General features: G+C 38.6%; 25 protein-coding genes. 14 read left to right on the top strand and 11 right to left on the bottom strand.

The annotated features are described in order from the left end of the window. Positions 1-62: 62 nt before the first annotated feature. A complete protein-coding gene (locus ASU31_RS12090) occupies positions 63-2,114 on the top strand; it encodes a TonB-dependent receptor (protein WP_057932729.1) in 2,052 nt (683 codons plus the stop codon). Positions 2,115-2,169: 55 nt separating this feature from the next. On the opposite strand, the gene ASU31_RS12095 is transcribed toward ASU31_RS12090, so the two are convergent. Continuing rightward, complete coding sequence (locus tag ASU31_RS12095; RefSeq protein ID WP_057932560.1) at positions 2,170-2,517, bottom strand: single-stranded DNA-binding protein; 348 nt, start codon at positions 2,515-2,517, stop codon at positions 2,170-2,172. A 239-nt stretch (positions 2,518-2,756) separates the two neighbouring features. Here ASU31_RS12095 and ASU31_RS12100 point away from each other — a divergent pair, with 239 nt between their 5' ends. From ASU31_RS12100 to ASU31_RS12120, 5 genes are all read left to right on the top strand, one after another. Further along, entirely contained in the window at positions 2,757-3,122 is a 366-nt protein-coding gene (locus ASU31_RS12100) for a hypothetical protein (protein ID WP_057932561.1), read from the top strand. Between the two features lie 290 nt (positions 3,123-3,412). Continuing rightward, on the top strand, positions 3,413-3,946 hold the full coding sequence (locus ASU31_RS12105; protein ID WP_057932562.1) for a MepB family protein: 534 nt from the start codon (positions 3,413-3,415) through the stop codon (positions 3,944-3,946). Between the two features lie 80 nt (positions 3,947-4,026). Further along, positions 4,027-4,866: a methylated-DNA--[protein]-cysteine S-methyltransferase gene (locus ASU31_RS12110; protein WP_057932563.1), complete on the top strand. Its 840-nt coding sequence runs from the start codon at positions 4,027-4,029 to the stop codon at positions 4,864-4,866. 5 nt (positions 4,867-4,871) lie between these two features. Then, positions 4,872-5,120: an Ada metal-binding domain-containing protein gene (locus ASU31_RS12115; RefSeq protein WP_057932564.1), complete on the top strand. Its 249-nt coding sequence runs from the start codon at positions 4,872-4,874 to the stop codon at positions 5,118-5,120. Beyond that, the gene (locus tag ASU31_RS12120) at positions 5,096-5,704 is read left to right on the top strand and encodes an alpha-ketoglutarate-dependent dioxygenase AlkB family protein (protein WP_057932565.1); all 609 of its coding nucleotides are present in this window, start codon (positions 5,096-5,098) and stop codon (positions 5,702-5,704) included. Before ASU31_RS12115 ends, ASU31_RS12120 begins: the two co-directional genes overlap by 25 nt. Positions 5,705-6,020: 316 nt before the next feature. On the opposite strand, the gene ASU31_RS12125 is transcribed toward ASU31_RS12120, so the two are convergent. Further along, a complete protein-coding gene (locus ASU31_RS12125) occupies positions 6,021-6,809 on the bottom strand; it encodes a hypothetical protein (RefSeq protein WP_057932566.1) in 789 nt (262 codons plus the stop codon). A 257-nt stretch (positions 6,810-7,066) separates the two neighbouring features. On the opposite strand from ASU31_RS12125, the gene ASU31_RS12130 reads away from it, so the two are divergent. The 6 genes from ASU31_RS12130 (at position 7,067) to ASU31_RS12155 (ending at position 10,683) form a co-directional block, all read left to right on the top strand. Continuing rightward, positions 7,067-7,540 (top strand): response regulator transcription factor, encoded by a 474-nt coding sequence (locus ASU31_RS12130; protein WP_057932567.1) that lies wholly within the window; start codon positions 7,067-7,069, stop codon positions 7,538-7,540. A gap of 205 nt (positions 7,541-7,745) precedes the next feature. Continuing rightward, positions 7,746-8,288, top strand: a complete 543-nt coding sequence (locus tag ASU31_RS12135; protein WP_057932568.1) for a DUF4199 domain-containing protein — start codon at positions 7,746-7,748, stop codon at positions 8,286-8,288. Between the two features lie 53 nt (positions 8,289-8,341). Beyond that, positions 8,342-8,686, top strand: coding sequence for a DHCW motif cupin fold protein (locus ASU31_RS12140; RefSeq protein ID WP_057932569.1), 345 nt, complete (start codon positions 8,342-8,344; stop codon positions 8,684-8,686). Beyond that, positions 8,686-9,210: a GNAT family N-acetyltransferase gene (locus ASU31_RS12145; protein WP_057932570.1), complete on the top strand. Its 525-nt coding sequence runs from the start codon at positions 8,686-8,688 to the stop codon at positions 9,208-9,210. The genes ASU31_RS12140 and ASU31_RS12145 overlap by 1 nt, the downstream gene beginning before the upstream one ends. Positions 9,211-9,286: 76 nt before the next feature. Then, entirely contained in the window at positions 9,287-9,685 is a 399-nt protein-coding gene (locus ASU31_RS12150; RefSeq protein WP_057932571.1) for an META domain-containing protein, read from the top strand. Between the two features lie 74 nt (positions 9,686-9,759). After that, positions 9,760-10,683: a YihY/virulence factor BrkB family protein gene (locus tag ASU31_RS12155; RefSeq protein ID WP_057932572.1), complete on the top strand. Its 924-nt coding sequence runs from the start codon at positions 9,760-9,762 to the stop codon at positions 10,681-10,683. A gap of 32 nt (positions 10,684-10,715) precedes the next feature. Here the strand turns inward: ASU31_RS12155 and ASU31_RS12160 are convergent, their stop codons facing one another. From ASU31_RS12160 to ASU31_RS12175, 4 genes are all read right to left on the bottom strand, one after another. After that, entirely contained in the window at positions 10,716-11,150 is a 435-nt protein-coding gene (locus ASU31_RS12160) for a MarR family winged helix-turn-helix transcriptional regulator (RefSeq protein WP_057932573.1), read from the bottom strand. A gap of 132 nt (positions 11,151-11,282) precedes the next feature. After that, positions 11,283-11,702 (bottom strand): organic hydroperoxide resistance protein, encoded by a 420-nt coding sequence (locus tag ASU31_RS12165; protein WP_057932574.1) that lies wholly within the window; start codon positions 11,700-11,702, stop codon positions 11,283-11,285. Between the two features lie 172 nt (positions 11,703-11,874). Beyond that, a complete protein-coding gene (locus tag ASU31_RS12170; RefSeq protein WP_057932575.1) occupies positions 11,875-12,465 on the bottom strand; it encodes a porin family protein in 591 nt (196 codons plus the stop codon). A gap of 12 nt (positions 12,466-12,477) precedes the next feature. Next, on the bottom strand, positions 12,478-12,774 hold the full coding sequence (locus ASU31_RS12175; protein WP_029277458.1) for a hypothetical protein: 297 nt from the start codon (positions 12,772-12,774) through the stop codon (positions 12,478-12,480). Positions 12,775-12,907: 133 nt separating this feature from the next. On the opposite strand from ASU31_RS12175, the gene ASU31_RS12180 reads away from it, so the two are divergent. Next, positions 12,908-14,062, top strand: a complete 1,155-nt coding sequence (locus tag ASU31_RS12180) for a tetratricopeptide repeat protein (protein WP_057932576.1) — start codon at positions 12,908-12,910, stop codon at positions 14,060-14,062. On the opposite strand, the gene ASU31_RS12185 is transcribed toward ASU31_RS12180, so the two are convergent. The 5 genes from ASU31_RS12185 to ASU31_RS12205 all read right to left on the bottom strand — a co-directional run bounded on the left by ASU31_RS12185 (position 14,059) and on the right by ASU31_RS12205 (position 20,843). After that, complete coding sequence (locus tag ASU31_RS12185; RefSeq protein ID WP_057932577.1) at positions 14,059-14,520, bottom strand: DUF4268 domain-containing protein; 462 nt, start codon at positions 14,518-14,520, stop codon at positions 14,059-14,061. The two genes, ASU31_RS12180 and ASU31_RS12185, sit on opposite strands and share 4 nt — an antisense overlap. A gap of 172 nt (positions 14,521-14,692) precedes the next feature. After that, positions 14,693-17,341 carry a glycoside hydrolase family 78 protein gene (locus tag ASU31_RS12190; RefSeq protein ID WP_057932578.1) on the bottom strand — a complete coding sequence of 883 codons (2,649 nt, stop codon included), beginning with the start codon at positions 17,339-17,341 and terminating at the stop codon, positions 14,693-14,695. 168 nt (positions 17,342-17,509) lie between these two features. Next, positions 17,510-18,094 (bottom strand): riboflavin synthase, encoded by a 585-nt coding sequence (locus ASU31_RS12195; protein ID WP_057932579.1) that lies wholly within the window; start codon positions 18,092-18,094, stop codon positions 17,510-17,512. Between the two features lie 134 nt (positions 18,095-18,228). Next, entirely contained in the window at positions 18,229-19,740 is a 1,512-nt protein-coding gene (gene accC, locus ASU31_RS12200) for an acetyl-CoA carboxylase biotin carboxylase subunit (protein ID WP_057932580.1), read from the bottom strand. An 80-nt stretch (positions 19,741-19,820) separates the two neighbouring features. After that, positions 19,821-20,843: a threonine aldolase family protein gene (locus tag ASU31_RS12205; RefSeq protein WP_057932581.1), complete on the bottom strand. Its 1,023-nt coding sequence runs from the start codon at positions 20,841-20,843 to the stop codon at positions 19,821-19,823. 220 nt (positions 20,844-21,063) lie between these two features. Between ASU31_RS12205 and ASU31_RS12210 the strand changes: the two genes are divergently transcribed. Next, positions 21,064-21,924 carry a hypothetical protein gene (locus ASU31_RS12210; RefSeq protein ID WP_055915110.1) on the top strand — a complete coding sequence of 287 codons (861 nt, stop codon included), beginning with the start codon at positions 21,064-21,066 and terminating at the stop codon, positions 21,922-21,924. Positions 21,925-21,958 lie beyond the last annotated feature (34 nt).

The raw sequence follows: 21,958 nt of genomic DNA on the forward strand, positions 1-21,958 counted from the left end.
TAACAGAATATGCGCTAAATTTATCTGCCCAATCTGTGGTTAAACCGTCAATTATTATTCTATTGAAACCGAGCCTTACTTTATTCTTAATTTTATCTTCTTTTACTGGTTTAGCCCAAACTATAAAACCCGATTCGACCAAAAAACTCGAAGAAGTTACCGTTAAGGGCTATTACAATTCGCATTCGTTATTAAGATCAGTATCAGCCGTAACTTTGATTGATAGCAATTTAATCGGAAATCAGCAGAGCAGTTCCTTAGTGAGCACTTTAAATACTGTTCCTGGTGTAAGAATGGAAGAACGTTCGCCAGGCAGCTATCGTTTATCGCTTCGCGGCAGTTTACTCCGATCTCCTTTTGGCATTAGAAATATTAAAATTTACATTGATGATTTCCCCTTAACTGATGCAGGGGGAAATACCTACCTAAATGCCTTAGATGTTTCTGCGGTAGGTATGATGGAGATTTATAGGGGACCAGAAGCCAGTATTTTTGGTGCAAATACAGGTGGTGCTATTTTGATTGATCCTCCCACCATAAACCACAATGAAATTAATATTTCAGCTATTGGAGGTTCTTATGGTCTTTTGCATCAAACGGCATCAATCAAACAGCAATATAAAAAGTATAGTTTCAGCTTTAGCGAAGGGTATCAGAGAAGTGACGGGTATCGACAAAACAGTGCAATGGATAGAAAATACTTTCAAACGCTGCAGCAATGGAATTATAGCAATGCTGGCAGTTTAAAGGCTTTTGCTTTTTACAGCGATTTAAACTACGAAACACCAGGTGGATTAACGGCTGTACAATTAGATCAAAACCCTAAACTGGCCCGTCCGGCAACACCAACACTACCTGGCGCCATTTCACAGCAAGCTGCTATTTACAATAAAACCATTTTCGGGGGAATATCCAATTCGTACCAGATCAATAAACACCTAAAGCATGTTATTGCTTTATTTACCTCTTATACCGATTTCAGGAACCCCTTTATAACCAATTACGAAAAGCGCTACGAAAGTACGCTTGGACTAAGAACATTTTTAGAATACGCTCAGGCAAAAGAAGATATTAAATTTAATGTTCAAATGGGATTAGAAAGTTCTGCTACCAAAAGTCAGATTAAAAACTTTAATAATAATGGTGGCGAAGCTACTGCAATGCAAGCTTCAGACCGCTTAAAAGCCGATCAGGATTTTGCTTACTTCAGGTTAAACTTCGACATCAACAATAAATTTCTGATCGAACTTGCATCGAGTTTAAACTTTTTCAGCTACAATTATGAAAGCTACTTCCCTGTAACAATTGCAATAAAAGAGCGCAAGTTTAATACCCAATTTATGCCAAAGGCCGCGTTATCTTACTTAATCGCAAATGAACTCTCTGCCAGGGCTTCTGTAAGTAAAGGTTATTCCACGCCTACTATCGCAGAAGTGAGGTCGTCTGATAACAACATCAACAATAACCTGCAAGCAGAGTCAGGCTGGAATTATGAATTGGGCTTAAGGTATAAAACTGGGAATAACCGTTTTTATGCTAACGGAAATATATTCCATTACGAGTTAAAAAATGCTATTGTAAGAAGACTAAATCAAAATGACGCTGAATATTTCATAAATGCAGGCGGAACAAAACAAGAAGGAATTGAACTGGAAACAGCCTTATGGATAATCAAAAACAATGCTTCATGGTTAACAGGATTACAGCTAAGAAGCAATTATACCTGGAGCCAATTTAAATTTGAAGATTTTGTAAGCGGCACTAGCAATTACACGGGCAACCAACTTACCGGTGTTCCAAAAAATGTATGGGTTAATAGTCTCGAATTTAATTTCAAGAAAGAACTTTACCTCTTTGCTCAACACAACTACACCTCAGCAATTCCTCTAAATGATGCCAATACCACCTTTTCTAAAAGGTACCATCTGCTTGAAGTAAAAGCCGGAATAAAAAACCTAAGGTTAAGCAGAACCTGTCTTGATTTTTTCGCAGGCTTAAATAATCTACTAAATGTTGATTATAGCTTAGGCAATGATTTAAACGCCGCAAATGGGAGGTATTTTAACCCCGCCCCAGGAATTAATTTTTATACTGGCCTTTCTATTAAATTGTAATCTTTAAATCGCATCATATAAATCAAACATTTACATGATGCGATTATGCTACAAGCTAAAAAGCCTGCTGTTTTTCATTTTCTCTAATTACGACATCGCTAACTACTACATCTACTCCATAACGCTTTTTCCCGTCTTTACTGTCATAACTATTTGCCTGTAACCTGCCCTCTACCCTTAAGCCTGTACCCTTTTTAACCTGAGCTTCAGCAATGTCTGCTTTTGCATTCCAGAAAGTTAAATTAAACCATTGCACTCTTTTTACTTCTTCACCCCCAGAATTTCTATAGGTTTCGTTTATGGCCAGGTTAACCCTTGCTAATTTTTGATTTCCAAAAGTTTTAATCTCTGCATCTGCTCCTGCAAATCCGCTCAATACTACTTTGTTAATTGCACTTTCCATGATCTTTAAATTTTAAGTTTCTAAATGTTTAACGAACAGCTATCACCTCGATAACCGACAGGACAAAATTGTGAACTGCATCAAAAATTAGTCGGATCGTAAACATTTATAGTCGTTTATAAACGTTTATACACGGAAAACATGCATTTAAAGCTGCAAGGGAATGTTTTATTTTTTTTTATTCCGTCATTTTATTTTATAAATTAGGTCATCATCCCATAATAAAAAAAGAAATTATTATGGAACGTTTATGTTTAGACTGCGGAACCCTGATTAGAGGAAGGGCCGATAAAAAATACTGCGATGATTCTTGTCGCAACAATTACAACAATCGTTTAAAGATTGAGGATAATCTCGTGATTAACAGGGTAAATAGCATACTAAGAAAGAATCGTGCAATCCTTGCTGCTCTTAATCCAAATGGTAAAACCAAGGTTACCGGTAAAAAGCTAATTTCGGCAGGCTTTAATTTTGAATACCATACTTACTGTTATGAAACCCAGAACAGTAACACATACATTTTCTGCTATGAATACGGTTACTTAATTTTAGGTGATGACAGGTACCTGCTGGTAAAAAGGGAGGAAAAGCTTTGGTTGGCCTAGTTCAAAATGCTTTGATTTGCTGGTGTTATGTTCAGTATAAAAAGACGCATATAATCTCCCGCAAATTTCGCAGAAAAGCGCTGATTTGTGATTTACGCTGCGTTAATCTGTGTGATCAGCGGGAAATTAATAACCATTATACAATTAACTTATCACTAGATTAAACACCTAAAATTGTAGAAAGCTCATCGTATGATTTTTTTATTCTGGAGGAGATGATTAGTTTTATCAGATAAAAACTCCTTATTTTCGTTCAGTTTCTTTCATCCCCCCTATTTTATTTAACGAACATGCTGATAACTAAATTACCCCTGATATTACAAACAGCATCAAATTTAGTTTATAACCCGCTTGATTATCAAATAAATAATCTACAAATAGAAAGTGAAAGTCAGGAATATGCAGCCTGTACTTTTGAATTAAACAGATTAAAAATCAAATATCGCCTTGCTAAAATTACCCCAACCAAGGCTGGTCAATTTGTAACCATATGGAAGCGGAATGAAGCAGGAATTACTACTCCGTTTAATGATCAGGATGAATTTGACCTATTAATAATATCTGCCAGTAGTGTTGACCGATCTGGCCAGTTCATTTTTCCAAAAGACATATTGGTACAACATAAAATTATTACCAAAAATGGAATAGAAGGTAAAAGAGGGATTAGGATTTATCCGCCCTGGGATACAGTAACCAATAAACAGGCAGAGAAAACCCAACAGTGGCAGGTGCCTTATTTTCTTCAGATTGATATTAATGAAAATATCGATCTTGCAAGGGCCAAGAAATTAATCGGCAATGGAATTAAACAAACAGAATTTTAAAATCCCTGTTAAACTCAGCAAGTTTCGGGTAGTTTACCTTTTCTTTCCAAACTACTTTTGGATATAAATTATTCAATACCATGAAAGCACAAGAAGAAATCAATTTCAATCGTATAGCCGAAGCCATTAGCTATATCAAGGCGAATTTTAAAACACAGCCTGGTTTAGAAGAAATTGCAGAGAAAGTAAATTTAAGCCCTTTTCATTTCCAAAGATTATTTAGCGAATGGGCTGGCACTACCCCTAAGCGTTTTTTGCAGTACATCAGCATTGGTTATGCCAAAGAAATGCTGAAAGAAAACCAAAGTTTATTCGATACCGCATTGGAAACCGGCTTATCGGGAACCAGCAGACTGCACGATCTTTTTGTAAACATTGAAGGGATGACGCCCGGAGAATATAAAAACGGTGGCGAAAACCTCCAAATCAATTATAGTTTTGCAGAAAGTCCGTTCGGTAATATCATTGTAGCCAGCACCACAAAAGGAATATGCCATATCGCTTTTTATGATGACGAAAGCATTGCTTTGGCGCATTTGCAACGCCAATTCCCAGCAGCTCAATACCAGCAGATATTGGATAAAGAACAACAAAATGCTTTATATATTTTCAGTCACGATTGGAGCAAATTGCACCAGATCAAACTGCATTTAAAAGGCACTGATTTCCAGTTAAAAGTTTGGGAAGCTTTGTTAAAAATCCCTATGGGTAAATTGGCCACTTATGGCAACATTGCCAAACAATTACAAAATCCTAATGCATCCAGAGCGGTGGGCACGGCGATTGGAGATAATCCGGTGGCGTTTCTCATTCCTTGTCACCGGGTAATACAATCAAGCGGTGCCTTGGGCGGCTACCATTGGGGAGTGAACAGAAAAACAGCCATGATTGGCTGGGAGGCCGCAAAAGCTAATGTTTAACCCGCATGATCAAACATGCAGATATTTCAACGGTAGAACTCAAAAAACATTTTAAAAACAAAGATATTTGCCTTGGCGGAAATGCCCGGTTGAAAATTTACGGACTACTTAAATGTACATCGGGAAAGCGGATGAAGAAAGAAAACCGTGTATTTTTCCGTTCTGTAGATGAAGCGCTTCAACATGGCTACCGCCCGTGCGGGCATTGCTTAAAAACAGCATATAAACAATGGATTTATTCAATACCAAAATAGATGTTAACCAAAATCTGCTCCCATACGGTGGAACGGTAAATTATTATGGAAAATTATTCCAGCTACCGGAAGCCGATCATTATTTCGATGTACTGATGAATACTGTTGAATGGAAGAATGATGAAGCTTTTATTATGGGTAAACACATCATCACCAAAAGAAAAGTAGCCTGGTATGGAGATGAAGCCTATTCTTATACCTACTCCAATAAATCGAAAATGGCCTTACCATGGACAAAGGAGTTACTGGAGCTAAAAAAAATATCAGAAGAGCAAACGGGTACCGCATTTAACTCTTGTTTGCTTAATTTATACCACAACGGTGATGAAGGCATGGCCTACCACAGTGACGACGAGAAGGCCTTAGCTAAAGATTCTGCCATTGCATCATTAAGTTTCGGTGCAGAACGAAGGTTTCTTTTCAAACACAAAAAAACTAAAGAAACGGTAACTTTATTTTTAGAAAATGGAAGTTTATTGGTGATGAAAGATGAAACACAAACCAATTGGCTGCACCGCCTTCCACCAACTAAAAAAGTAAGTAAGCCAAGAATAAACCTAACCTTTAGAACAATGGAGGTTTAGTTTAAACCAGACTTATTTATCATCCTAAGGGATAAATTATCGTATAAAAATCAATGTAAATGACTGATTTTTTTTGCGAATGTTAGATTATAAGGATCGTCATTCCCAACTCGATTGGGAATCGTAATGCAAGCGCTTTAAGATTCCCGCCTGCGCGGGAAAGACGACCATTCTATTGGAATGTGTCAATGGTAACCTGTCGAAGACAAATATTTTGTCTCCGATCAATAAAAAGTCTTCGACAAGCTCAGATTGACAACAATTTTAATTGAGTTAAGGTATAATATAATCCCAACCAATATAACTTCAAAAAATCTTAGTGCTTAAACTCCTTAATATCTACAATACGGTCATCATCAGCATTTTTCTTTAAGAAAGATGTTCCATTTGCATTCACTACCCAGGTATAATCTCTTTGAATATTTCCAACAAGGGTTTCAGGTTCATTTATTAATGCTGCTGGCAATGGCAGGTTAAAAGTTTCGCCCGTTGCCGTATTTACCTGGTACAAGGAATTGGCGGTTAAAAAGGCTAACGTGGTTTTATCGCTAGAGTACATGAAAAATTTCCCCTGGATACGCTCGTCAGGATTTTGTCTCTTAATAGGATAAACCCTTGAATTTATAGTCGTGATAAAAAAATCGTTATTCACCAAAATATTACTACGTGTTAATTCTTCTAAACCGTTTGTATATTTTTTATCTTCAGCACCTTTTGATGGTTTATTCAGGCTCACCACTTCGGTTTTCCCATCATTAACAGAAATGATATAAAACGGAGCCATTTTACCCGTTTCATTAGCTACCTGTACCAATACAGCAGTTTTTTGTGTATTGATGAATGATGCAACAATAAATTTCTGCGCAGCGGCATTTGGGGCATCGTCAACAATAATAGTGGTATCTTTATATTGAATGGCAAAGCGATCGGCTGCTGCCACAGCACCAGAATCTGTTTTTACGATAGTAAGTACATTTTTCTTCGATTTCGGGAAAACATTAAAATCGTCACTGGCAGTAAACGGTTTTGCCTTGTAGGCTTTTTCAGATTTACCGCAGCCAAATAAAACAACGGAAAGTAAGAGTGAGTAAAGCGTAATTTTCATAGGTATAGCTATTTATTTTTTGCTAATTTATAATCTTTATTGCGCTTATTTTATCAAAGTCACCAGAAAATTACCACATCTGCTTAAAAAACGCAACAGATTGTGTTTATAACAGTATTCCACTATTTTAATTATAAAGACCACAGCCTCTGGGCATTTGCATCTCCTTCAGATTCAAACGCCTTACCTTCTGTGTTTCGGCGGTAGAATTTGACTACTTCAGACTAAATTCCTTATTTTTGATTAACAGATAACCAATGGCAAACACACCGAATTTTCTCGCTAAAAACAAAAGCGTAATCTTATATGGGGTTTTCCTGGCTGCACTACTGTTTTTGCTGAAGTGGCTTGAACTTCGTTTTATTATCATCGACCATGCCTTCGAAATTTATGCGGGTTCGATAGCCGTTATTTTTACCGCTTTAGGCATTTGGCTCGCGCTTAAATTAACCAGGCCCAAAACCATACTGATCGAAAAAGAAGTTTTTACCGGAAAGCCTGAAACATTTATCCTCAATGAAAAAGAACTGACCAAACTCAACATCAGCAAAAGAGAGCTTGAAGTTTTGCAGCTCATGTCTGCAGGTTTAAGCAACCAGGAAATTGCGTTAAAGTTATTTGTTTCTTTAAACACCATAAAAACACACAACGCCAGGCTTTTCGAAAAACTGGAGGTTAAACGCAGAACACAGGCTATAGAAACAGCAAAAAGACTTAGTATTATCCCTTAATGGATTAACACATTAGTATTAAAAGGCTACCAATCTGAAAAATCACCCTAAAGTATGAGGGTTAGAAAAAATAATCGAAGCAATTTTGTGGTGTAAACCTCTTAAAATTATAAACAGATGAAACCATCATGAGCAAACGCTCACAGACAGAGATGAATATTGCTCATGATAGCTTCATCACAATTAAAAAACAAACTATATACTGATGAAAAAGAACGTAATGGTATTTGGATTAATCGCCGGCTTAATTGTATCAACCTTGATGGTGCTCTCTATAGCGAGATGTTATAACGACCCGAACCTTGAGCATAGTATGCTTATCGGCTATGCCTCAATGGTATTGGCTTTTTCCTTTATTTTTGTTGGCATAAAAAACTACCGCGATAAGTATAACAATGGATTAATCACTTTCGGCAAAGCACTTAAAATCGGTGCATTGATCAGCTTGGTGGCTTCTACCATATATGTTATTGTCTGGTTGATTGATTATTACGTATTTATGCCTGATTTTATGGATAAATATGTTGCCCAGGCACTTAGAGAAGCCAAAGCAGATGGCGCATCCGCAGCTGAGCTGGCAACAAAAACAAAAGAACTGGCTTCCAGTCAGGAAATGTACAAAAACCCGATCATGGTAGTTTTATTTACCTATATGGAAATACTGCCTGTAGGGATATTGATCTCATTGGTAGCAGCACTCATTCTGAAAAGAAAACCGGACACTCCGTTAAGTGTAAAAACCGCTTAGGATACCTGTTAATCTGATCTCCTTTTATTAATTTTAAGCCATTAAAAACAGCTATGTATACGATACCCTTTACCAATATAGATTGGAGCCAGATAGAAAAAGTAGAATACCCTGGCGAAACAGGCACAGCAACATGGCAAACCTTAAACCTTGACGGCTTAAGGATCAGGATTGTAGCCTACTCTGCGGGCTACCTTGCCGGTCATTGGTGCCGGAAAGGTCACATTGTACATTGTTTGGCAGGTAGCTTTGTAAGTGAAATGGAGGATGGATCAACATTCGCACTTAGCACGGGGATGACATATGTGGTTTCTGACGATTTAAGTTCACACCGATCTGTATCACAGGAAAGTGTGAAACTTTTAATCATTGATGGCAGTTTCTTAAAACCAAGTTAATGAAAATATTTATCGAAACAGACCGTTTAATCTTACGCGAGTTATTACCTACAGACGCCGATGGCATGTTTGAAATGGATGGTGATCCTGAAGTGCATCTTTATCTTGGCAATAATCCTGTAAAATCAATCGAGCAAAGTATCGCAGAAATCGAATTTATCAGAAAACAATATATCGAAAATGGTATTGGCAGATGGGCTGTTATTGAAAAATCGACAGGTAATTTTGTAGGTTGGTCGGGCTTAAAACTAATTAAAGAATCTACCAATAACCATATTAATTATTACGATCTGGGGTATCGGTTCAGTAAACGGTTTTGGGGAAAGGGCTATGCTACAGAAACTGCAATGGCGGTACGAGACTATGGTTTTAATGAACTCAATCTGCATGAAATTATTGGCATAGCAGATATCGATAACCTGGGGTCTATTCATGTTCTGGAAAAAGTGGGCTTAAAACGGATCTCTACTTTCGATTACCGCGGCATAAAACACCACTGGATGAAGATTGAAAAACCAATTTAGCGCTTTCAAAAAGCAATCTTGTCTTTTATGGTTTAGTTTTTGATGCTAAAAAGGAAAATCATTTAAACCTTACATTATGAAACACCTAATCTTCTGTGGAATGCTGCTCTTATTATTGAGTTCTTGTAAAGAAAAATTAGATCCGGCGAGCTTTACCAATACCAAATGGGAGTTAACATCGCTGCCAGGTTTAACCTTACCCACAACAGCAAAAGCAACGCTAAACTTTGCCGACAGCCTTAAAATCAGTGGAAAATCGTTTTGTAACAATTACGGCGGCCAGGGAGAAATTGCAGATAATAAAATAACCGTTAAAAATGTTTTTGGCACAAAAATGTTCTGTCAGGAAACTGATGCAGCCGAACGTGCTTACTTACATGCCCTTAATCAGGTTAATGGTGCTAAAATAACTGACAATAAGCTACATCTGTTGAATGGTGATAAAACCTTGTTGGTTTTCAACAAAACAAACTAGAATCTTTACATGCATAAAAAGGCTGAATAAAGTATTTTTACTATTTTCGGCCTTTTGAGTTTAACGCAGGAGTGATGCCATCGATAACAGAAGATCTGAAGTTTTTTTTCTCAACCATAAGGAAAGCATTTAATTTATTTCAGCAGAATGATCCCTTACGCCTGGCTGGCGCTACTGCTTTTTTCACCAATTTCGCCCTACCCCCAATATTAATTATCCTCATCAGGCTGTTTGGTATGTTTACCGATAGACGCCTATTGGCTACACACCTTTTCGAACGCCTGGCCAGTATTCTCGACAATGAGAGTATTTTACAGATCAGAACAACCCTCAGGAATATCCGTGGTATCGATCAGGCCTGGTATGTTACTTTCTTTAGTTTTATATTTTTCCTTTTTGTAGCTACCACCCTGTTCAATGTGATTAAAAACTCTTTAGAGCAGATTTGGAATATCGGCCAAAAAGATAAAAAAGGGATTGTTAACACCCTTAAATCGAGGGCTATATCCGTTACGATTATCTTATTTGCAGGCATATTATTTTTTATAGGCTTGCTGGCCGATAGTGTGCAGGCTTATATTGGTGCCTATCTAAAAAACGGTTCTCCTTCTTTCGGATTGGTCTTAACTTCGATCATCAACCAATTGGTTTTTGTGATCATCGTAACCACCTGGTTTACCATACTTTTCAGGTATTTAACAAACGGACGCCCTACCTGGCGTGCCGCAATTTCTGGAGGCTTGTTAACCGGATGCCTTTTTACGGCAGGAAAGTATATTTTAAGGATTTTATTGCCTTTGAGTAACATCAGTAACATCTATGGATCAGCAGGTTCGATTATCGTCATTATGCTTTTCGTATTCTACTCTTCGTTGATATTTTATTTTGGCGCATCTTTTATTAAAGCGTTAAGCGTCGGTCGGGCCACACCCATTGTACCAAAAAACGGATCGTTTGCTTACGAACTTACCGAGGTTGAACCGGAAAAAGAGAATTAATTAAGCTTGGAACGAGCGTTTATCAAAATTACTTATTTGTTCAGGTTGAAAATTAACTTATCAAGAAGGCTTTTTAACTGGTTAATTTCTTCAAGGCTCACACCGAGATTATCGCTCAGCTGAGCACGCAATACAGGGGCCTTTTCTTTTAAAGCACTGCCTTTTTCTGTCAGGGATATTACAATACTCCTTTCATCTTTTAAAGACCTAACCCGTTCAACCAGTCCGGTTTCCTGCATCCGCTTAAGCAACGGGGTCAAAGTATTTGATTGTAACATCAGTTTTTGTGAAAGCACCGTTAAACTAACCGAATCAGTTTCCCAAAGCACCATTAGCACAAGATACTGCGGATAAGTAATTCCCAAACTATCGAGTACTGGCTGATAGCATTTAGTTACCAACCTGGAAGCAGCATAAAGCGGGAAGCACAATTGATTTTCGAGTTTAATAGCATCATTTATTTCCATCACAACTTTCTTTACTAATAATAACAAAATATTCAGCTAAGTAAATAATTTTTAACTGAAATTTTCTATCACGAGCCTAATCATTGAAATCGTTATTGCAGGATGCCCAATAACGATTTCATTTTGATTCTATTAAATTACTTCCAGCTTAACATCGATGTTTCCGCGGGTGGCGTTAGAGTATGGACAAATTGTATGGGCTTTTTCTACCAGTTGCTGAGCTTGCGCCGCCTCAACTCCTGGTATATGTACCTGTAGCGATACACCAAGTACAAAACCTCCCTGCCCATTCGAATGAAGAGCAACATTTGCTTTAACTGTAGAAGGTTCTTCAGGTTTAACTTTTGCCTGGCCCATAACTAAATTAAGTGCACTATCAAAGCAAGCTGCATAGCCTGCAGCAAAAAGTTGTTCGGGGTTGGTATAACCTTGTTCGCTTCCACCCAATTCTTTTGGCATTCTAACTTCTAATTCCAATGCACCATTTTCACTTGTTATTTTTCCATTACGGCCACCAGTTACGGTAGCACTAGTTTCATACAACGTTTTCATATTATATTTATTTTTTTTAAATCGCAAACGATTATATCGTTTGCGATACAAATATAAATATCTATTTATTAAAAACAAACTTTATTGCTAAAACTTATTTCTTTAAAATATTGGGCACAAAAAAAGGTGTCCACTAGTTAATGAACACCTTTTAAATTTTTAATAAGTAGGCTTACAAAATCCGGTAACCTAAGCCAACTGTAAATAAGTTTAACTTAGTACCAGGATAACCTGCTTTATTGATTTTTGATAAGCCAAGTTCGTAACGCGCATCAAAGCTTAATTTTTTAAGGTCTAAACCTGCTCCAAACTGCCATGCCAAAGCCTGATTTTTAAAGTCGGCCCTGAAAACGCTCCCTGCAGCCTGACCAAAACTTTGATTTTCATCTAATATCAACGAAAACATTGGTCCGGTGTTTAAACGGAGTCCAATACCAGCGGCACCAAACTTAGTACCAACCAATAATGGCACATCTAAACTTGTAAAACGTACTTTATTTACCTCTCCCGTTGACTCACTTACCAAATCTGCTTTCTTTCCCGACACATAAAGTTCAGGTTGGAAGTAAACGCCAGCCGCACCTACCCTGGCCCAAAGACCACCGTAAAAACCAGCGCGGTTGTTACTGTTAAAAGTGTTTTCACTATCAAATTTCGAAAAATTTGCACCAGCTTTAATGCCCAGCTGGAAAGATGGCAGTACCTGTGCGCTGGCGAATAAGCCAACAAGCAAAAAGGCAACGGTTAAAGATAAAAATTTCATATGCGATTAATTTTAGCTGGTGGCATTGTTAATGGCTTCCTGTTCTTTTAAAGCATCAACATTGTTTTTATCACCAAAGTTTTGTGTTTTACCTGCAAAGTAATCTAAAATTCCCGAAATAGTATCTAAGTTATCAGCTAAATTTTGATGAATATCCGGTAAATCTTTTTCCAGGCGGTTATCGCCCAATTCGATGTTATCTACTTCAATTTTACCAATTTTTTGAATAAGTGCCTGCTGAGAGTTTTGCAAATCTTCCAATTCACGCACGATCTTTTCCATTAATTCAAACTTCTTTAAAGTATTCATAGGTTCTTATTTTTAGTTAAACTATTCCTTATAAACCCCTTAGTGCTGGTTTTGTTTTATTTAGCCAATCTTTTAACAAAACAGATTTGGAAATACCGAAAACAACTAATAAATTAGTTTAAAATTATTAGTTATGAAAAATCTCCTTCCAATATTGGCCTTATTGGTTTTAAGTTTAGCCAGTTACGCACAAAATGTAAATACAGTAGATAAGGAGAAACTTTTCGATTTTTATCAGACCCAGCGTTACGGCGATGCCGCTCAATACCTCAAAAGTATTTACGGCGAAGAAGTGAATGATTTCAAAACCCTCAGCCAGATTGGTTATTGTTTTTTAATGGCTGGTAATAATGTAGAAGCCGAAAAATTTTACACCAAGGCCTATTCATTACAACCGCAAAACCTGCCTATTCTTTTCAGCCTCGGCAGTATTAATACAAAAAGGGGTAATACCGAAAAGGCTAAATTGTATTACAGTGAAATTGTAAAAATAGACAGCAATAATTTTAATGTGTATAAACTGTTAGCCAATTTGTACAGTTCTCCAAAAGATGATTCGCTTAAACTCATTTACCTCTCAAAGGCTAATCTGATCAATCCGATAGAGGGTGATGTTGCTGCCGATCTGGCTGAGGTACATGCTGCTTATCAGCGATATGAAAAAGCTTATGATGTGCTTAATATTGCCATTAAGGGAGATAGTGATAACCTCGTGCTGCAAAGAGCGAAACTTCCCATTGCCAATCAGCTTAAAAAATACAGCGAAGTGATTGCATCAGGAGAGAAATTATTGAAAGATGCTGCAGATGCAGGGGTAATAAAAGACGTTGCAAAAGCTTATTATTATACCAAAAAGTATCAAAAAGCAATCGACCTTTTTAAACAATTAGAGGTCGCAGCAATGGAAAATGAGGCTACCTTATATTATACATCACTTAGTTACCGGGCTTTAAAAAATTATCCGCAGGCGGCTATTTATACCAGGAAAACCATCGATGAGGCCATTTCGCCCAATACTTCCAGTTATTATTCTTTGTTGGGACTGGTTTATGAAGAAAATAATCAACTGGCTTTGGCAAGCGCAGCCTACAAAAAAGGTTTACAATTTAAAGCAACAGCAACTTTATATTATCGTTTGGCCGTATTTTATGATACGCGTTTAAAACAGGAAAAAAATGCACTTAAATATTATAACCTTTATTTAAAAAGCAAGCCCAGCTTAACCGATGATAAAGAAGAAATTAAATTTTCAAAGGATAGGATTGCACAGCTAAATCTTACTGATTAAACCAGATCTTCGAAAACAGGTTTTACATTATCCCAAAATTCATCTAAGGCAATTATTCTGGGTTTAAAAAAGGAGATTAATGTAGGCCAGTGTTGTTGATTAAAAATGCTCACTCCGGAAATGCTGATCGAAATCTGTGATACCGTTTTACCGAAATCATCGGTTGTATCTTTAATCCACTCCCATTCTTCGTTTACGGTATTGGTAAATAAGAGTTTAAATTCTTCAAACTGTTCGAAAATAAGGTGTCTGATATCAGTATCAGGATGTGATAACTGAATGCTGATAAAGGCTTTTTTACCATCAACATCCATTTTAAAGAAGATATTCTTCACACCCGTTTTGTAGTTCGTCCAGTTTACGGTAGAACCACTCACCGAAGGGACGGGTTTTATGTATTGCCCGAAACTGATCCAAAACTGTTGGCGCAAGCGTGCTGCTTCTTCTTTACTGTACATTTAATATTTAAAATCGATAAGAGCTATATCATAAAGTTAATTTCAATTCGAATTGTCACGTTGAGCCTGTCGAAACGCCTACCATACATTATGCTGGTCCTTCGACAGGCTCAGGATGACAAATCTATAATATTGATATAATCTCTTTTAACGAAGCTGCAATTATAAGCGATTAATATTTATATTCAAAATGATAGCTACCTGATCCTATTTCTTCCTTTTTATCGTTTTTTGGCAATATCACTGTAGCGGTTGCATTGGCCGGAACGGTTACATCAAGTTTGAAAACACCATCTGCAATTGTCCATGATGACTTAACAGTACCATACACCGTTTCCAGTTCTGCGGATGCGCTGGTTAATTTTCCTCCTGGCCTTGGTGCAATTAAAATGGTTTTGTAGCCTGGCTGTGCTGATACCGGATTAATGCCGGCAATATTTTTATACATCCAATCGCCGATAGCTCCATAGGCATAATGGTTAAAAGAATTCATATCCGCCGTTTGGAAAGAACCATCCTGTTTAATACCGTCCCAACGCTCCCAAATGGTGGTTGCCCCCATTTTAACCGGATATAACCACGAAGGGTAACTTTCCTGCAGTAATAGATTGTAAGCTACATCTTCGTGTCCAAAGCGACTTAATACATGGCAAAGGTATGGTGTACCCAAAAAACCTGTCGTCAGGTGGTTTCCGTAATCTTTTACATTATCTACCAGTCTTTGTGCAGCCTGTGCACGTAAGTTTTCAGGCAACATATCAAACTGTAAGGCCAGTACATACGCAGTTTGGGTGTTAGAGATCAGCTTTCCATTCGGCGTCATATTTTCTTTAATATATGCTGCTTTAATCTGCTCCAATAGTGCAGTGTATTTGGTTGCATCATCTGTTTTGCCCAATACCTTTGCAGCATTTATAAGCAACTGTGTAGAATGCGCATAAAATGTTTGAGCAATCATGTACTTATCAGTCACCGCGGCACGGCCATCATTATCATCATTAGGACGGTAAAACAACCAATCGCCAAAGTGGAAACCCGTGTTCCAAAGATTGTTCTTTGCCACTGAAGAAATATAATCGACCCACTTTTTCATACTGCCATACTGGGCTTCCAATATACCTTTATCTCCATAGGATACATACATATCCCAGGGGATAATAGTGGCAACATCGGCCCAACCGGCAGAACCTGCGTCATTTTGGTTGAGCACATTCGGAACAACAAAAGGAACACTCCCGTTAGGAAGCTGATCTGCTGAAACATCTTTTAGCCATTTGGTAAAAAAGCCCGATACATCCATGTTATATGCAGCTGTTGTAGCAAATGCCTGTGCATCGCCTGTCCAGCCCAAACGTTCGTCTCTTTGCGGACAATCTGTTGGCACATCAACAAAATTCCCTTTCTGTCCCCATGAAATGTTATGCTGCAATTGATTTAGCAAAGGATTTGAAGTCGTGAATTTTCCGCTGGTTTTCATATCCGAATAAACAGCTACGGCGGTAAGGTTTTCCAGTTTCAGTTCGCCGGGGTATCCATCTATTTTGACGTACCTAAACCCCTGAAAAGAAAAATGAGGTTCAAATACCTGTTCGGTTCCGCCTTTTAAAATATAATTATTCTGTTGCTTGGCCGACCGGAGGTTAGTGGTATAAAAATTTCCTTCCTTGGTTAATACCTCAGCATGGCTAATGGTAATTTTGGTGCCTGCTGCACCTTTGGCTTTTAATATTACCCAGCCCACTAAATTCTGCCCAAAATCAACCACAGTTTCACCTTTTGGGGTTTTAAATATTTTTAAGGCTTTAAACGTTTCATGTTTGCTTACCTGCGGTCCGCTCATCCCAACCAGTCTTTCAGGGCTATTGGCGAGCTCCTGCACAGGTTTCCAGGAAGTGTTTTCTTTAAAGCCAATATTGTTCCAGCCTTGGGGTTCTAAACGGGCATCGTAGGTTTCTCCGTCATAAATATTGGAGGCTAGTATTGGTCCATAACCTGTTTTCCAGCTGTTATCGCTTATAATGGTTTCTGTGGTTCCATCAGTATATTCCACTTCCAGTTGCAGCAGTAAAGCCCTGGTATCGCCATAAAATTGTTTTTGATTACTAAATCCGATGCGTCCCTTGTACCAGCCATCGCCTAGCGCAACACCAATTACGTTGGCCCCTTTCTTTAGCGACTGTTTAACATCGTAAACCTGATATTGAATATGATCTTTATAACTTGTCCACCCTGGTGCAAAATAAGCATCACTAACGCGCCCGCCATTAATATTGGCCTCATACAAACCCTTAGCAGTAATGTAAGCCATGGCAGATTTTACTTCTTTTTTCAGGTTAAATTCTTTTCTAAATAATGGACTAGCTAGGGAAGTATCTTTTCCTGCTACCGAAATCCATTTTGCACTCCAGTCCTCCGCTTTTAAACCTGTTTGAAAAAACTGAACCGGCGACCATGCAGATGCATTTCCGTGGTTGTCTTTTACCCTAACCTGCCAGTAGTATTTAGTTTTTGAGGATAAACCAGGGCCATCATATGAAACAAGTACCGATTGATCGCTGTTTACACTTGCCTTCCATAAAACTTTATCAATATTTACTGTTGTACCGAGTCTGATTTCGTAACTGCCCTGTTTGGTGTTTTTTAAATCCGAAATGATTTTCCAGCTAAATCTGGGTTTTGGATTATCAATACTAAAAGGATTTACTAAATGCTCAACGGTTAAATCTTTTACCGAAATTTTCTGCGCCAAAACATTCGTTGAAAATAAAAGCAATAAGGCAAGGGTAGTTATTGTGCCTGAGGTACGGAAATTCTTGTTCATATTGGTTAGCGTTAATTTTTTAGTCTTAACTACACGATAATCAGAAATATTATTTAACCAACCATCCTGTACTGTTATGAAAAATTAAGCGTTAACACAACGACAATAATTTAATAAAGCACCGCTTATCAAACACTAAAAACAACAAGCGAACAGCAAAAATACGGATTATCGATTCATTAACCGGGCAACATATTTGCCAATAATATCGAATTCTAAATTTACTGTATCGCCAACTTCAACTTCCTGTAAATTGGTATGTTCGAAAGTATAAGGGATGATAAATACCGAAAACTCGCCTGGCTCAGAATTTACAACAGTTAAGCTAATACCGTTTACACAGGCAGAACCTTTTTCTACGGTTACATTTCCGGCCGAAGCATCGTATTTAAAGCGGTACTCCCAGCTACCGTCCAGTGCTTCACGTTTCACGCAAACAGCAGTCTGGTCTACATGGCCCTGCACAATATGACCATCTAAACGGGCATTCATCTGCATGCAGCGCTCAAGGTTAACTTTACTGCCTACTTTTAAACCATCGAGATTGGTTTTGTTTAGCGTTTCATCTATAGCGGTAACGGTATGTGTTCCATCATTTAAAGCTACAACTGTCAGGCACACCCCATTATGGGCTACACTCTGGTCGATTTTCAGCTCATGGCTAATTGCAGAAGAGATGGTAAAGTGGATATTGGTATGGTCGTTTTTAATGGCAGTAACTTCGCCAAGTGTTTCTATAATTCCTGTGAACATTTTTTTATTTATTTACAATAAGGTCGTCATTTCGACTGGAGTGCAGCGAAATGGAGAAATCTATATTATTTTAACTTATAGATTTCTCCACTACGGTTGAAATGACGATCCCACACAATGACGATTCATTTATTCTAATATTTCAATCTGTTTTTTCTCCAATCAGAGCTATTTTTAACCACTGCATCCCCCAACTTCACCTCCTTTTTATCAAACAGCTTTGCAGCAATTACCGCGGCAATTAAGGCTTCTGTTTCATCCTGTACCTTTAAGTTTTCTGGCTTAAAGTATTTACCTACAAAATGTGTATCGAAATTACCCGTTTTAAAAGCCTCGTGCTGCATCACAAATTTACCAAAACCCAAAGTAGTTTCTATCCCCGTAATATCATATTCTTCAATAGCCCTCACCATCCGCTCAATCGCTTCTTCCCTATCTTTCCCATAAGTGATCAGTTTGGCAATCATCGGATCATAATAAATCGGTATTTCCATGCCCTGTTCAAAGCCATCATCAACCCTTACCCCATTGCCTTTGGGCGTACTGTAAGTCTGCAAAGTGCCAATATCGGGCAGGAAATTATTCGCCGGGTCCTCAGCATAAACGCGAAGTTCTATCGCATGCCCACTGATTTTTAAGTCCTCCTGATTAAAACTCAGCTTTTCGCCGGAAGCAATTTTTAGCTGCTCTTTTACCAGATCTATCCCTGTAATTAGTTCGGTTACCGGATGTTCTACCTGTAAGCGGGTATTCATTTCCAGGAAAAAGAAATCGAGGTTTTCATCCAGGATAAATTCTACCGTACCTGCGCCGGTATAATTAACCGAACGGGCCACATCTACAGCACATTTACCCATCCGCTGCCTGATTTCTTCAGTTAAAACCGATGAAGGCGCCTCTTCTATCACTTTCTGGTGACGGCGTTGTACAGAGCATTCCCGTTCAAAAAGATGAACAATATTACCATGGGTATCGCCCAAAACCTGTATTTCGATGTGCCTTGGTGAGGTAACATAACGTTCTATAAAAACAGCGCCATCGCCAAAGGCCGAGGTAGCCTCACTTACCGCAAGCTGCATCTGTTCTTCAAAATCTTCAGCCCGCTCTACAATGCGCATCCCCTTACCTCCGCCCCCTGCAGCTGCTTTGATCAAGATGGGGAAACCAACTTCGATTGCGCGGTGTTTTGCCTCGCTTACATCCTGAATGGCCTCTTCAGTCCCAGGAACCATAGGGATATTATATTTTAATGCTGCTGCCTTTGCAGATAATTTGTTACCCATGGTTTCCATGGCCTGCGGCGAAGGACCAACCAGGATGAGCCCAGCATCGGCAACTTTCTGTGCAAAACCTGCATTTTCTGATAAAAACCCATAACCTGGGTGAATGGCCTCTGCACCGGTTAATTTACAGGCTTCGATAATCTTCTCTCCTACCAGGTAACTTTGGTTGGATGGAGCCGGCCCAATACAAACCGCCTCATCGGCATAACGTACATGCAGCGCATTACGGTCTGCTTCTGAAAAAACAGCTACTGTTTTGATGCCCATTTCCTTTGCAGAACGCATGATACGCAAAGCAATTTCGCCACGGTTAGCGATGAGCAGTTTAGCGATTGGAGTTAGGGGTTTGGAGTTGTAAGGCATTTGGCTAGACTTTATAATCTTATTAAACCGGACTATTGACTAAAAACTTCGGACTCCCGTCTCCGGACCTCCGACTATACCTACAAATGTAATATTATTTCGATAGCCTGATCGATCATTTCTGCACTCAGATCCAGATGTGTAACCAAACGGATCGTACTTGCACTGGTGGTATTGCAATGGAGTCCTTTTTCTTTCAATTGATGCACAATTTTCTCTGCCGATCCCTTTTCTACTTCAAAAATAACAATATTGGTCTCAACAGGCATTACAGACTTTACATATCTTGCGGTTGCTAAAGCATTTGCCAAAGCCTGTGCATGGGCATGATCATCTTTTAAGCGTGTTACATGATGATCGAGTGCATAAATGCCAGCGGCAGCCAAAAACCCTGCCTGGCGCATGCCTCCTCCGAAAGCTTTTCTAATTTTTCGGGCTTTATGGATCATTTGTTTGCTGCCCAATAGCACAGAGCCAACTGGTGCACCAAGTCCTTTAGACAGGCAAATCGAAATCCCATCAAAATATTTGCCGTACTCGCCCGCCTCGTCGCCAGTAGCCACAAGTGCATTAAAGATACGCGCACCGTCTAAATGCAATTTCAATCCTTTTATATTACAGAGGTGATGGATTGGGGCAATCTGCGATAAAGTATAACAGCTTCCGCCGCCTTTATTTACCGTATTTTCTAAAACAACCAAACTGGAGTTGGGGTAGTGAATATTATCTTCGTTGATTTCAGGCTCAATCAGCTCTGGCGTCAAAATTCCGCGTTCGCCATGCAACAACCTTACCGATGCACCTGAGTGATAGGCAATGCCTCCAATTTCGTAGCGGTAAACATGTGCGGTCTGATCGCAGATCACCTCATCCATGGGCTGGGTAAAACACTTGATCGCAATCTGGTTGGTCATCGTTCCCGAAGGACAGAATAATCCGGCCTCCATGTTAAAAGTCGAAGCCAGTTTTGTCTCCAATGCATGCACCGTTTCATCTTCACCAAAAACGTCGTCGCCCACTTTTGCATTCATCATGGCATCTAACATTCCGGCAGTAGGCTTGGTTACCGTATCACTCCTGAAATCTAAAAATCTGTTGTTCATTTCGCTATCTGGTTGTAAAATATTGTTGATGTTTAAAAAAAAGACCAATGCCCTTTCTGGTATAATTTTAAGGTTTTTCGGCGATTAAACGCCCTATATAGTGTATTTTTTACACACTTAATTTTCGACAACAACAAATTGTTAAAAAATTATTAAAAAAAAGGATACAAAATATAAGACTTTTTATACTTTTATCGTGCTAAAACCAAAAATAAATAAAATGATAGTAATTGCAGACGGCGGATCTACCAAAACAAATTGGTGTTTGATTAACGAGGCCGGCAGAAAAATTTACTTTAACACCGAAGGTTACAATCCATATTTTTCAAAAGGAGAGTACATTGTAAAGTCTTTGAATGAGACTCTTCCAGACCACTTGGAAAGAGAGAAATTAACAGCAGTTTATTACTACGGTGCCGGCTGTTCTACACCTGCAAATGTTAAGATTGTGGCCGATGCCATGCAACAGATCTTTACCAATGCAACCATTTTTGTAGGCCATGATTTACTTGCTTCATCTAGAGCACTCCTTGGAAACGAGCCAGGATTTGCTGCTATTTTAGGCACAGGTACAAATTCATGCCTTTATGATGGATCTGAAATCACCATGAACATCGATTCATTGGGTTATTTCCTGGGTGATGAAGGTAGCGGTTCGTACATCGGTAAACGCATTTTAAGCGATTACATGAAAGGTTACATGCCGAAAGGATTACGTGAAGCTTTTTACGACAACTACGCTTTAACCAACGAAGATATTTTCGATAACATTTATAATAAGCCACTGCCAAACCGTTTCTGCGCAAGCTTTAGTAAATTTCTGTACGATTTTAAAGATAACTACGAAGATTATGCCTTTGCTACCATTGATTATGCTTTTACTGCATTTTTCGAAGCTTTGGTAATCCACTACCCTAACTACAAAGACCACAAATTGAACTGTGTGGGTTCTGTAGGTTATAGTTTCCGTGATATTTTAAGTATTGTAGCCGATCGCTACGAAATGGGCGTGGGCAAGATTATCCGCTCACCTATAGATGATCTGGTACATTATCACCTGGAGTTAGCTCCGAAGGCTTAGTCCTAAGTCCGGAGTCTTCAGTCCGGAGTCGGAT

The sequence above is a fragment of the Pedobacter ginsenosidimutans genome (assembly GCF_001442625.1).
Taxonomy (GTDB): domain Bacteria; phylum Bacteroidota; class Bacteroidia; order Sphingobacteriales; family Sphingobacteriaceae; genus Pedobacter; species Pedobacter ginsenosidimutans.